The sequence below is a fragment of the Streptomyces sp. P5F9 genome (assembly GCF_057961495.1).
On sequence record NZ_JBXVPZ010000311.1, the window covers coordinates 1 to 11,724 of the forward strand.

Consider the following 11,724-nt stretch of genomic DNA (forward strand, 5'->3'; position numbering starts at 1 on the left):
CGTCTGGTGCATCACCGTCGGGGCGACGGCGGGCGCGGCGGTCCTCGTCACCGTGCGCGTGCTCGCCGGTGAGCAACTCGCCCGCCGCGCCGCCCCCTTCCTCGTCCTCGCCCCGGCCGCCGTCTGGATGGGCACCTCGGCCGACGGCTACTTCGCGGCGGTCGCCGCCTGGGCGGTCGCGTTCCTCGCCCTCGCGGTCACCGGACACCGGCCACGCACGGCCGGCCTCACAGCCGGTCTCCTCTTCGGCCTCACCGCGTATCTCTCCTACGGGCTGACGCTGTTCGCGGTCATCGCGGGCGCCGCACTCCTGCTCGGCCACCGACGGCTCGCCCCTCTCCCCTCCTTGGCCGCCGGACTCACCGTCGTACCACTGGTGTTCACGCTGCTGGGCTTCAACTGGTGGGAGGCGTACCACCTGTTGATCACCCGCTACTACGAAGGCGTCGGCGGGACCCGGCCGTACGGCTACTGGGTGTGGGCGAACCTGGCCTGCACCGCGCTGCTCGTGGGCCCGGCGACGGCGGCGGGTCTGCGACGCGCGGGCACCGCTCCAGTACGTCCCCAACTCCCGGACCTCCGAGGCGGTTTGCGCACCGCCGCACCCGAACACCGCCTAGCCCTGCTGGTGTTCGCCGCACTCCTCGCCCTCCTCGTCGCCGACCTCTCCGGCATGAGCAAGGCGGAGACTGAACGCATCTGGCTTCCGTTCGCGATGTGGCTGCTCCCCGCCTGCGCGTTCCTCCCCCGGCCCCGCGCCTGGCTCGCCGCACAGGCCGTCCTGGCCCTGCTCATCAACCACCTGCTGCTGACGGGCTGGTGACGGTAACCCGGGCAGGCGCGGGAGGTTGTGGAGGAGGCCCGTCGCCCTTCATCACGGCATCCTCGTCACCGACGACTCAGCCGGCCGGCCCGCATGACGGATACTCCGTCGAGGTCCAGCAGCAGCGTCGTGTCGTTGACCAAGCCCGTGGCTCCCTGGTGCATACCGACGTCCAGGAGGAGGAGGCGGTGCTCGCCGCACAGGAGTTCAGAGCCGGATACCGAGACGTCTTGGTGACCGGAATCCGCGGCCTGCCATGCCGTCGGTGTCCAGGGCGTACCCCGTCGGCCGTGCCGGCGGGGTCGCGTCGAGGATCGCGGCGAGCAGTTCCCGCGACTCCGCGGCGGCGAGATGACGCCCGAGGCAGGTGTGCGGACCGGTGCCCATGGCGAGACTCGGCAGCGGCTCGCGCCGGATGTCCAGCAGGTGTGCCTGAACCCAGCGGGTCTCATCCCTGTTCGCCGACGCGAGGTTGACACAGACGAGGTCGCCGCGCCGGACGACCTGCCCGGCCAGCTCCGTATCCGTGGTGCACCGGCGCAGGACCCAGGTCAGCGGGGGCTCCCACCGCCAGCACTCCTGGACGACGGCAGGGACCTGGGAGTCGTCCGCCCGGAGCGTCTCCAGCAGCGACCGGTCGCCGAGAACCGCGTACATCAAGGTGGCGAGGAATCGGAACGGGGGCTCTGTGCCGGTGGACAGCAACAGTCGTACCGCGGGTTCGAGTTCGGGGCCGGATCCGATCACCGGGTCCTGGGCGCGCAGGAGTCGGCCCACGATGCTGTCGGGCGCCCATCCCGACGGAGTGCCCAGCTGATCCCGCACAGCCGTGCCGATCTTCCCCTCGGCGTCGTCGAGCAGACCGACGGCCCATGCGTACAGCGTGCCGATCCGCGTGCCCGACGGGAACCCCACCATGCGGGCGATCGTCGTGAGCGCTACCGGGAACGCGACGTCACGCACCAGATCCCCGCCGCCACGCGCGGCCAGGGTCCGCAGCCGGGACACGACGTCCGCGCGGATGCCCCCCTGACGGCCCAGCACCGCCTGCCGGTTGAAGCCGCCGTGCAGGATGTTCCGCCAGGCCCTGTGCTCCTGATGGTCCATCTGGAGGAAGGACCTCCCGATCACCCGGCCCATGCTGTCGTCGTATGCGGACGAGGAGAAGGTGTCCTCGTCCCGCAGCACACGCTCGGCCGCCGCGAAAGAGACGACGTGCCAGGCAGGGGTGGTGGCCGTCCCGTCCGGCACGTCCGCTCCGCTCAGCACCTGCTCCAGCGTCGAGGCGTGCACCTGCCCCCGCCGCCGCAGCGCCGCGAACTCGGCATGCGGGGCGTCCGCCTCCGCCGCGGTGGCGTCGACGTCGAAGCCGCTGACCCGTTCGTACGCCGCCGAGATGTCCTCCTCAACCCCCGCGAGGCCCGTGTCGAGACAGGAGGGAAGGGGCGTCATGAGGTATCTCCGCTTCCGCCGTCGGCGTCGTGGGGGAGGCGCCGTACAGCGGTGCACAGATCCCTCTCGGCGGGCGGCCGCAGCCGGTTGCCCACTGTCGGATCCGGTGCGCGGTCCGGTGCGCGGACCTCGAAGTCCAGACTCCTCAGGAACGCGAGACCGGGTGCCCAGCGCTGCGGACAGGTCGCCGTCACGCGCCGTATCCCGCGGGCTGCGGCCTCCTTGAGCAGGTACCGCGCCGCCCGGTCGCCCACACCCTCGCGGCGTACGTGCGGGACGAGGAGGAACATCCCCACCGAGCAGGTGCCCGGGTCGGGATGGCCCTCGACGGCGTCGACGACACCGATCACAGCCGCTCCGTCGCACAACACCAGGAGGTGCTTCTGCCGGTAGTCGGCGCCGTCCGGCAAAGCGTAGAAGAGGCTCTGCACGTCCGCGGGCAGGGCGGGCGAGCCGGTCGCGGCGACCAGGTAGTCGTCGCAGGCACCCAGCACCTCCGCCACCCCGGGTTCGTCCTCCGGTTCCATGGGGCGGATGTGGAGCGTGCCTCGTCCGGGGAGCTGGAACCGATCCACTCGTCTACACCGCCTGTCCTTGCGTCAGGTACGCCGGCGGCGGCCGGTCCGCACCGTCGGGGCTGAGGTACAGGAAGCCATACCGCACCAGTGCGTCGGTGGTCTCCTTCTCGGACTCGGGCGTCCCGCCCGTCCGCCAGCGGTGCCAGGTGTCGATCGCCGTGCCGCGGAGCCGGACCGTCACGCCGGTGATCGGGTTGGTGACGTGGTGCGTGCCGCCGCGGCCCGTGACCGCGATGCCGAGTTCCGCGCGGAGCCGGCCGGGAGGCGGCTTCGCCTGCCGCCGGGAGGGCACGAGGAATCCGTGCCGGAGCAGCAGGGCCGCCGTTGCGGTGGGGTCCGCGCCCAGGTAGTGAGTCTCATGGTCTTCCAGCCACCGCTCCAGGTCGCACCAGGGCAGTCCGTCGAGCTCCCGCCAGTCGGCGTCGGTCCAGTTGAGCTGGAGGAACCGATCATCGGAAGGGTTGTACAGCGCCATCGCGGATCCGCTGTCCGCCTCGGTCGCCGGCCAGGGGACCCGGGTGAACGTCACCCCGGGAGCGATGCCGAGCCGGGCGTCCGGTTCGGGCGGCGGCCAGTCGAGCATCGGTACGGCGGGCGTCCCGGGCAGCGGGACCCCCTCGCAGGCACGCAGGAAGGTGAACTCCTCTATCTCCCGGGCCATCGGATCGCGTGCCGCACGGAACCACACGGTGGTGTCCCCGGCGGAGCCCGCCGCGTCCTCGGCGATCTGGACGCTGTCACGCTGGGACAGGCCCGATTCGGCCGTGTAGGTGCGCCACAGACTCAGGTCGTCCTGCGCGGCCGGGGGGTCGATGCGCACGCCGAACGCCTCCGGATCGGTGCCGACCGGCGAATGCACGTCCAGAACGAAGGGCGAGCCGCCCCAGGTGGTGTGGGCGACGCCGTACGTCTCGACGGACAGTCGGCGCACGGCCTCCGCGAAGGCCACCGTCCGTGCCGCCTCTTCCCGCGTCTCCCCCGGGAATCCGTGGATGACGAAGAGATGGACCGGCACCCTCGCCCTGAGCATCGACGCGGTGTTCTCGCAGGCATCGTCGATGCGCGTTCCCTTGCGCATGAGGTCCAGGACGCGCTGGTTCGCCGATTCGAGACCGAAGTTCATGCGGCGGCAGCCGGAGGCGTGCAGGAGCACGGCGAGTTCGTCGTCGAGGCCGCGCGCGAAGCGGGTCTCGCCGTACCAGTACGTGCCGGGTGAGGTCGCCACGAGTGCCTCGCCGACGTGCCGCAACGTCCGCAGGCTCATGATCTCGTCGACGAACATGAAGTAGGGCGAGCCGTGGTCCGCGCGCAGTGCGCGGACCTCGTCCGCCACCGCGGCGGCGGGCCGCTGCCGGAAGGAGTTGCTGGCGAACGGGATCGAGCAGAAGGCGCAGTCCCAGGGGCAGCTCCGCGATGCGAAGACGGGCAGGACCGGGCCCGGTGCGAGGTACTTGTCCAGCGGAAGGGCGTCGTAGGCGGGCTTCGGCGACACCGTGATGTCGACACTCCTGCGAGGGGCGCGCAGGAGGATGCCGTTGTCGTCCCAGACGGCGCCGGGGATCTTCTCCCGGAAGTCACCTGCGTCTGTCCGGTCCTCGTCGAGCCCCTCGACGACGGCGGCCAGCGCGCCCTCCCCCTCCCCGGTCACCACCGTGTCCACGTAGTCGAACAGCGGGTGGCGGCGCTGCCAGCGGTCCACCAACCGGGTCGCGTAGTTGCCGCCGAGCACCACGTGCACGTCCGGGCGCAGCTTCCGGAGCATGCCCAGGAAGGTGACCCCGGCGATCAGCTGAGTGTCGGCGGACATGCTCACCCCGACGACGCCGACGGACGGGTCGAGGAACAGGTCACGGTCGAGCATGCGCTGGAAGGCCCAGCGGTAAGGATTTCCCTCGGGGTCGGTGCTCGCCGCGAGCACCTGGACCGTGGACTCGGCCGAGTACATCGAGGTGTTCGACACCAGGTCGAAGTCGCACCCCGGGAACGCGCCCGAGATCAGCCACAGCGCGTCGCGCAGAGTGCGGCGGGCCGAGTGGAACTCCGCGGGCTCGTGCAGTGCTGCCAGTGACCTGAGCCGTGCCTTCGCCTCGTCGATGCCGTCGATGGCGGCCGGCGCCACGAGGAGCGCGCGTTGGCGTGCCCATTCGTCCTCCAGGTCGACCGTCCGGCGGGCCCGCGCCTTGTCCGCCAGTTCGGCCAGGGCCGGCACCGAGAGCATCCAGTCGACGCTCTCGATGCTGAGATCGTAGGCGTCGGCCTCGTGACCGCGGGCCCGCAGGTCTGCCAGGAGCAGGGGCACGGCCAGGTGCGGCGCGTAGGCGTTCCACAGCGGCGGGTTCACCAGGACGGTCTTCTTCCCCATCTTCTTCCCCTTCGGTCCTCCTGGTAGGACCGGCACCCGGGCTGTGCCCGAGTGCCGGTCGACGTGACGCGGGTCCGCCCGGCTCACTGCTCGCTCCGCGCCTCCGACTCCTGCGTCGCGCCGGACGTGTCCGGACGCTTGGCCTTCATCGACGGCAGCAGGGCGTACTGCGCACCAGTGCGCACCTCCGGCTGCACCACCTCGACAGCGGGACCTTCGCCGGTCGCGCCGGCGGCTGCCATGAGCTGTTCGAGATCTGTCGTTTTCCTGGTCATCTGTTCACCTCCTTCCGATGGGGGGCGGGTCGATCGGCTAGATCCTGGCGACCAGCTCGCCTTCCAGGAGCTGGGCCATCGCCGATTCGAACGCCTCCTGGAGTTCCGATTCGCCGATCCGGCCCTTGTTGAGCTCTTTGAACGTGGCGTAGATCTGCGAACCGGACGATCCGTCGCACAACTCGACTACCACCCAGGCCACCGGGTTGAGGTAGTGGATGGCGGGCTTGTGCGGGGTGTAGGCGAGCATGCAGTTCCACTCCGGGATGGGCCGGAGCCTGGCCGAACCGCTCTGCTCATAGCAGTCGGCTCGTTGTCGGTACGGCGGGGCGGACGCGTCGTTCTTCAAGGTCGCCCGGGAGCTGGGAGACATCGGTCCCTCCGTTGGTCGTGGAGCAGTACGGGTCGGGGGCGTCCCAATCGCCGGTGAAGGCGTAGGCGGTGGACCGGCAACCGCCGGAGGACCCCTGTGTCTCCTCGCAGCCCTCGCAGCCTCCATCCACGTGGCCGCCGCGGTTGTGCGCGTACGCGGGGTCGTTCCAGGTGTCCAGCCAGCCGACCTCGCGGACGTTGCCGTAATCGGTGTAGTCCCGCAGATAGGCGCAGCCGACGGAGCGACCCGTCGCGTCCACGCCGGCGTTCTGCCAGCAGCAGTTGCCGTCCTTGGGGTGCCAGGAGGTCATCAGGTGGACCGTTTCCGGCACCTGGAGCGCGTCCAGGGCCACCATCTGGTCGGGCAGGCGCAGCGCCAGGTCCTTCCACTGGGTGCGGGCCCTGCCCAGTGGGTAAAGGCGCAGGACCCCGACGCGGGGTACGCCGAGATCGTCCGCCATCTCCAGCACCTGCTGGAGTTCGTCCACGTTGCGGCGGGTCATGATGATGAGCAGGGACACCGGGAGTCCGGCCGCCTGGGCGTTCTTGAGCCCCTGAACCGTCCGGTCGAAGCTGCCCGGGGCCCGGGTGTGCCAGTCGTGGGTGGCCGCCGTCGCCCCGAGGACGTCCACGTACACCTCGCCGACCCCGATCGCCTTCAGCCGGGCCGCCGCGTCCGGCGTCAGCAGGGTCGCGTTGGTGCGGACCCGGGTCATCACATGCGGAGTCAGTTCGGCTAGGACGTCGAGGACGTCGGGGCGGTTGAGAGGCTCGCCTCCTTCCACGAAAACCTCGATCACCCCGGAGTCGGCCATCTCCTTGATGAGTGCGGTGTACTCGGACCGGCTCATCTCCTCGGGCCCGGGGTGGGCGTCGCAGTCGCCGTAGCACTGACGGCATCGCAGGTTGCACGACTGGGTGACTTGGAGCCAGCTCTTGAGAGGCTCGTTGAGCACGAGTTCCATGGGTCTCCGTTCTGGTCGCCTCTGGGCAGTGCCGTGGCGCGGGAGGGAGCCGGGACGCGACCGGCGTGAGGGCGGTGGTGGCGGGGCGGAAGTCGTCGAGCGCGTGCCGAGGACGTCGGAGGTGGTGCCGGGGGCACGCTCCGCCGGGCGGCCGTCGAAGGAGCGGAGTCGCGGCAGGGGGCCCTCAGGCTCTGACGGTCGATGACGACGCCGGCCGGCCGGCGGCGACGTGAAGCGGGTCGGTTCTCTGCCGCTGGACCTCTGCCAGCCACCGCACGAAGTCCTGCCCGGCCGGACCGAGGCAGTCCTCGGCGTGCACGGCGACCTTGGCAAGGAGACTGGTCGCCCGGAACGCGGCTGTCTCCGCGGACCGTTCCACCTCCGGGTCCGCGCAGGAGCGCAAGCGCCGGTCGAACCATGAGGTCAGGTGTACGTAGACATGCGCGGCCGCGAGCGCCCGGTCGACGGGCCAGCGGGAGACCTGCGAGTCCCTGTGCCATTCCGGCGCCACGGTGGGCGCCGAGGCGGTGTCGTAGTCCGGTGCGAAGATCGACCGGGTCAACTGCAGGTCGTAGAGCCGCAGATGCACGAACTCGTGCACCAGTGCCTCGGCCAGCCGCTCGGGGGTTCGCATACAGCGCACGGCGACGAACGCCGCACCGGGGATCTCGCGGGTGGACGCGCTGTCGAAGGCGTCCGGGCCGTCGACGGCGACGATGTACCGGGCGTGTGCGAGCAGACCGCGGCAGAGTTCCGGCGCGGTGGCGAGCATCAACTCGACGGCCTTGGCGGCGATGTCGGTCTGCTCGCTGGTGATGCCGGTCAGGTGATCTCCGGCCTCACCGGCGCTGAGGTAGCGGCGGAACAGCGCGGTCAAGTCCTGGTGGCCGGGGGCCGACAGGCCCGGCTCCAGCAAGAGGGCCACCTGGTTCGCAAGCCGGTGACGGACTCCCGCGCGGTCTCCTTCGGCGGCGATCGGACCCGCCGGCCCCGGGCCCGAGTAGTCCGCGAGAGCGGCCAACTCGGCCGCGCAGGCGGGGGTGCTGCGAATTGCCCGTAGCGCCTGGTCGAGTCTGTGCCGGACCGTGGGATCGAAGGCGGTGTCGCGGGCGATCCGATGCCCGTCCGCGCCGGGCGGCCATAATTCCGGCGCCACACATTCGAGAAGGAAGTCGTAGGTTTCGTATAACCGATTGAGGATACCGGCGGCATCGCCGAATACGGGGTGGTGTGCCAGCGCCGGAACCATGTGCTCGTGCATGGCGTCGTCCCTGGTGAGGTAAATCCCCTAATCGCAGCGAGTGTCAGCAAGTGCAATGGGCTGACTTGCGCTCAAGCCTGGCGGGTGGAGTGGTGAATTGGCGCTTCCCGCGTCCCACTCGCGTCCCAACCGAGGCTGCCACGGCGCGAGATGGCGCGTCAACCGGTCCGGCAGGGGTAGCGGAATGTCTTTCCCGGGAGATTAATGGAATCGCAAATCACCCAAAAGAGAATTTAAATTTCGCAGGGCGCGCGAATGCCGGATCCCGCATCGGGTACACGGGGCCGGTGGATTCTGTCCCTGTCCTGACCGACGAAAGAGCCCGCTGCCCGACATGAGATTCGCTGCCCGGACGTCCGCATTGCCCCCTGTGCCGCGTGCCGCTGCCGTGCGGCGGCTCGTCACCGCCAACGCGCTCAGTTCGCTGGGGGACGGCGCGCGTTTCGCGGCGCTGCCGCTGCTGGCGACGACGGTCACGGACGACGTGTTCTGGGTGTCGGTGGTCGCGGCCGCCGGCCGGGCGGCCTGGCTGTTCGCGCCGGTCATCGGGACTCTGGTGGACCGCTGGCCCGGGCGTCTGCCCATGGTGGGCGCGGACCTGGCGCGCTGCGCGATGCTGGCCGTGCTGTCCGGGTGCGTGCTGGCCGGATGGGTCCCGGTGTGGGCTCTGGTCCTGCTGGCCTTCGCCTCCGGCGTCGCCGAGGTGTTCTTCGACAGCGCGGCGCAGGCCGTCGTGCCGCGGTTGATCACGGACCGCGAGCTGGAGCGCACGAACGCCCGCGTCATCGCCGCGCAGATCACCGGAACGGGCTTCGTGGGCCCGCCCGCGGGAGCGGCGTTGTGGGCGGTGTGGCAGCCCCTGCCTTTCCTCTTGGACGCCGCCACGTTCCTCGCGTCCGCGCTCCTGCTCCGGAGGCTGCCCGGTCACGGTGCCGAGCCGGGCGCGGCGGGGGGCCTGCTGAGGGGTACCTGGGACGGGCTGCGGCTGCTGGGCAGGCACCCGGTGTTCCGGCGCCTCATGGTGGTGGTCGCGGTGATGGGCGTGGGCCAGCAGGCGGTCTACGCGGTGCTCGTCGTGTACGTGGAACGACGGCTCGGCCTGCCGCCGTACGCCTACAGCCTGATGCTCGTGGCGGCGGCCCTCGGCAGCCTGGCCGGTGCGAAGGCTGCGGCCAGGACGGTGCAACGGCTGGGCTCCGGACGGACTTTGACGCTGTCGCTGGCCGTGTCGGCGATGAGCTATCTCGTCGTCGCCGTGCTGCCCAGGTGGCCCCTGGTCGCCCTCATGCTGGCCCTGAACAGTGCCGGGGTGGTGTTGTGGAACGTGTGCACGGTGTCGCTGCGGCAACGCCTCTCCCCGCCGGGCATGCTGGGCCGGGTCACCAGTGGCTACCGGCTCGCCGCCTGGGGCGCCATGCCGCTGGGCGCCACGCTGGGTGGTGCTCTGGCCGGGCACACCGGCCTCGACGCACCGTGGGTGCTGGCAGGGGTGCTTCTCCTGGGGTGTCTGCCGCTGGTGAGCGGGGTGGGTGCCGAGGCGCGGAGGATCGAGGCCGACCACACCGAACCGTGAGCGCCGTGCCCTCGGCGTGCGCCGTCCCGTCGCCCACGCCGGGTGACCTACCGGTGCCGGTACGAGGCTGTGCGGGAAGTACTTCCCTGATCCGGAAGTCAGACGTCATGGCCATCGCCGGCCTCCTCCCGCCTGGTTGGCCGCCTCGTCCAACAACTGGGTCGCGCGGGGTGCCCCGCACCGCCGCGACCGCCCACTGACCCCGGACGCAGCGGCGAACCGGAGAACCGGACATCGGGTCCCCTACCGCTCTCTCGTGTCCGCCGGTTCGGCCCTACCGTCATCGAGGCCACCGCCTCGGAGGGCGCGGACGAGCGCGACCGACCCGGCGGCCGACGGAAAGCGCCGGTCGCCCGTCAGGGCGTGACCAGCGCCGCGACCGCCGAGGTCACCAAGGCGCGCCGTTCGGGTTCGGGCACCAGGCCTGCCACGTCCTCTCCGGGCAAGTGCCACATGTTCGCCAAGGTCAGCACCAGGGCCAGAATGTGCGCCGCGGGGCGCGCCGTCGTCACCGTCCCGCGCCGCTGCGCCTCGGTGATCGCCGCGACTTTCTCGGACATGGAGGCGGCCACGGCGGCGCGCTGCGAGGAGTCGCCGCGTTCGAGGTCGTACCACTTGAGAAACCGCATGACTTCGGGGTGTGACCCGCCCGCGTCGTGCAGGTGGCCCGCGTACTCGGGCAGGCGATCCGCGTCGATCGGTACGGACGCGACGATCAGGTCGACTATCCGGTCGAAGACCGCGTCGAACAGTTCGGCCTTGCCCTCGTAGAACGAGTAGACCAGCCCCGGGCTGATACCCGCACGTCTGGCCATCCGGTCGATCCGCGCCCCTGCCCGGCCGAACTCGGCGAACTCCGCCAACGCGGCGTCGAAGAGCAACTGCTTCTTGGCTTCGGGATCCCGGGTGCGCATCCGTCCACCTTAATTAATGAACGTTCATTTGACAAAGCTTCGCGCCGCCCGCACGATGACTATTGAAAAATCGTTCAGTAAGGGAGCATGATCACGATGAGTCACTGGACCCCGGATGCCATCACGGACCAGGCTGGACGCACGGCCCTCGTCACAGGCGGCAACAGCGGCATCGGACTGGAGACCGCGCGTGTGCTCGCTGCGCGTGGCGCGCGGATCATCCTTGCCGGACGCAGTGAGGCCAACCTCGACAAAGCGGTGCGGCAGGTGCTTGCCGTGGCGCCGAAGGCCGAGACCGGCACGCTGGTGGTCGACCTGTCGGACCTCACCTCGATCCGCGAGGCGGCCTCTCGCATCGCCGAGACCGAGACGATCGACCTGCTGTTCAACAATGCCGGGGTGATGAACCTGCCGACCCGTCAGAGTACGCGTGACGGGTTCGAGATGACCTTCGGTACCAACCATCTCGGCCACTTCGCGTTCGACGCGCAGTTGTGGCCCGCCGTTCTCCGCTCCCCGGCCCCTCGGGTGGTCACGGTCAGTGCGATCGCCGCGCGCTGGCCCATGGGTCGGCTCGATGACCTGATGAGCGAGAAGAGCTACCGGGGCATGGGTGCCTACGCCAAATCCAAGCGCGCCAACATCGTCTACACCCTCGAACTCGCCCGGCGCACCACCGGCACGCCGCTCAAGGCGCTGGTGGTCCACCCGGGGGCCGCGATGACCAACCTTCAGCAGCACGGAAACGGCACCCTGGCCAGGGTGTTCACCCCGATCGCCGAGCGCCTGCTCATGGGTTCGTCCGAGGGCGCCGCGTGGCCGTCGCTGTACGCCGCCAGCACCTCCGACGTGGTGAGCGGGCAGTTCATCGGCCCGTCGGGACGCGATCAGACCTCCGGCACACCAAAGCCGGTCAAGCTCCCCCGCGGCGCGGACGATCCGCGGCAGGGCGCACGCCTGTGGGCGGAGAGCGAACGGCTGACCGGAGTCGCTTTCCGGCCCTGATACGCCATCGAGGCCCGCAGCCCCAGCCGGCGTTCCGCCGACCACACCGCCCTCGTCCCGCCCGGCCACCGGGTCCGCGGCTCCTTTGCCCATGCCTTGCCCGGCCATGACGACGAACAGTTGCGCGTTCCCTCCCCCCTTCCC

The 11,724-nt window shown here is 70.5% G+C and carries 10 protein-coding genes and 1 pseudogene; 3 read left to right on the plus strand and 8 right to left on the minus strand.

Annotation, left to right across the window (positions count from 1 at the left end; genetic code table 11):
• A pseudogene (locus AC31A1_RS35480) lies at nt 1-823 on the plus strand (hypothetical protein); the annotation flags it as partial.
• Between the two features lie 207 nt (nt 824-1,030).
• Here the strand turns inward: AC31A1_RS35480 and AC31A1_RS35485 are convergent.
• The 7 genes from AC31A1_RS35485 to AC31A1_RS35515 all read right to left on the minus strand — a co-directional run bounded on the left by AC31A1_RS35485 (nt 1,031) and on the right by AC31A1_RS35515 (nt 7,983).
• Complete coding sequence (locus AC31A1_RS35485) at nt 1,031-2,275, minus strand: cytochrome P450 (RefSeq protein WP_489657260.1); 1,245 nt, start codon at nt 2,273-2,275, stop codon at nt 1,031-1,033.
• A complete protein-coding gene (locus AC31A1_RS35490; protein ID WP_489657261.1) occupies nt 2,272-2,850 on the minus strand; it encodes a GNAT family N-acetyltransferase in 579 nt (192 codons plus the stop codon). Before AC31A1_RS35490 ends, AC31A1_RS35485 begins: the two co-directional genes overlap by 4 nt.
• 4 nt (nt 2,851-2,854) lie before the next feature.
• Nucleotides 2,855-5,215, minus strand: a complete 2,361-nt coding sequence (locus AC31A1_RS35495) for a B12-binding domain-containing radical SAM protein (RefSeq protein ID WP_489657262.1) — start codon at nt 5,213-5,215, stop codon at nt 2,855-2,857.
• Nucleotides 5,216-5,298: 83 nt separating this feature from the next.
• Nucleotides 5,299-5,490: a hypothetical protein gene (locus AC31A1_RS35500; RefSeq protein WP_489657263.1), complete on the minus strand. Its 192-nt coding sequence runs from the start codon at nt 5,488-5,490 to the stop codon at nt 5,299-5,301.
• Between the two features lie 37 nt (nt 5,491-5,527).
• Complete coding sequence (locus AC31A1_RS35505; RefSeq protein ID WP_489657264.1) at nt 5,528-5,740, minus strand: hypothetical protein; 213 nt, start codon at nt 5,738-5,740, stop codon at nt 5,528-5,530.
• Between the two features lie 46 nt (nt 5,741-5,786).
• Complete coding sequence (locus AC31A1_RS35510) at nt 5,787-6,827, minus strand: radical SAM protein (RefSeq protein WP_489657265.1); 1,041 nt, start codon at nt 6,825-6,827, stop codon at nt 5,787-5,789.
• Between the two features lie 184 nt (nt 6,828-7,011).
• Nucleotides 7,012-7,983, minus strand: coding sequence for an aKG-HExxH-type peptide beta-hydroxylase (locus tag AC31A1_RS35515; protein ID WP_489657266.1), 972 nt, complete (start codon nt 7,981-7,983; stop codon nt 7,012-7,014).
• 439 nt (nt 7,984-8,422) lie between these two features.
• Between AC31A1_RS35515 and AC31A1_RS35520 the strand changes: the two genes are divergently transcribed.
• The gene (locus AC31A1_RS35520; RefSeq protein ID WP_489657267.1) at nt 8,423-9,661 is read left to right on the plus strand and encodes an MFS transporter; all 1,239 of its coding nucleotides are present in this window, start codon (nt 8,423-8,425) and stop codon (nt 9,659-9,661) included.
• Nucleotides 9,662-10,017: 356 nt separating this feature from the next.
• On the opposite strand, the gene AC31A1_RS35525 is transcribed toward AC31A1_RS35520, so the two are convergent.
• On the minus strand, nt 10,018-10,575 hold the full coding sequence (locus AC31A1_RS35525) for a TetR/AcrR family transcriptional regulator (protein ID WP_489657268.1): 558 nt from the start codon (nt 10,573-10,575) through the stop codon (nt 10,018-10,020).
• Between the two features lie 96 nt (nt 10,576-10,671).
• Between AC31A1_RS35525 and AC31A1_RS35530 the strand changes: the two genes are divergently transcribed.
• Complete coding sequence (locus tag AC31A1_RS35530) at nt 10,672-11,580, plus strand: oxidoreductase (RefSeq protein WP_489657269.1); 909 nt, start codon at nt 10,672-10,674, stop codon at nt 11,578-11,580.
• The last annotated feature ends 144 nt before the right edge of the window (nt 11,581-11,724 follow it).

What these genes read in the sequence shown, in the direction of transcription:
- AC31A1_RS35485 (WP_489657260.1), bottom strand. Translation starts at nt 2,275, where the DNA reads ATGACGCCCCTTCCCTCCTGTCTCGACACGGGCCTCGCGGGGGTTGAG.
- AC31A1_RS35495 (WP_489657262.1), bottom strand. Translation starts at nt 5,215, where the DNA reads ATGGGGAAGAAGACCGTCCTGGTGAACCCGCCGCTGTGGAACGCCTAC.
- AC31A1_RS35500 (WP_489657263.1), bottom strand. Translation starts at nt 5,490, where the DNA reads ATGACCAGGAAAACGACAGATCTCGAACAGCTCATGGCAGCCGCCGGC.
- AC31A1_RS35505 (WP_489657264.1), bottom strand. Translation starts at nt 5,740, where the DNA reads ATGCTCGCCTACACCCCGCACAAGCCCGCCATCCACTACCTCAACCCG.
- AC31A1_RS35510 (WP_489657265.1), bottom strand. Translation starts at nt 6,827, where the DNA reads ATGGAACTCGTGCTCAACGAGCCTCTCAAGAGCTGGCTCCAAGTCACC.
- AC31A1_RS35520 (WP_489657267.1), top strand. Translation starts at nt 8,423, where the DNA reads ATGAGATTCGCTGCCCGGACGTCCGCATTGCCCCCTGTGCCGCGTGCC.
- AC31A1_RS35525 (WP_489657268.1), bottom strand. Translation starts at nt 10,575, where the DNA reads ATGCGCACCCGGGATCCCGAAGCCAAGAAGCAGTTGCTCTTCGACGCC.
- AC31A1_RS35530 (WP_489657269.1), top strand. Translation starts at nt 10,672, where the DNA reads ATGAGTCACTGGACCCCGGATGCCATCACGGACCAGGCTGGACGCACG.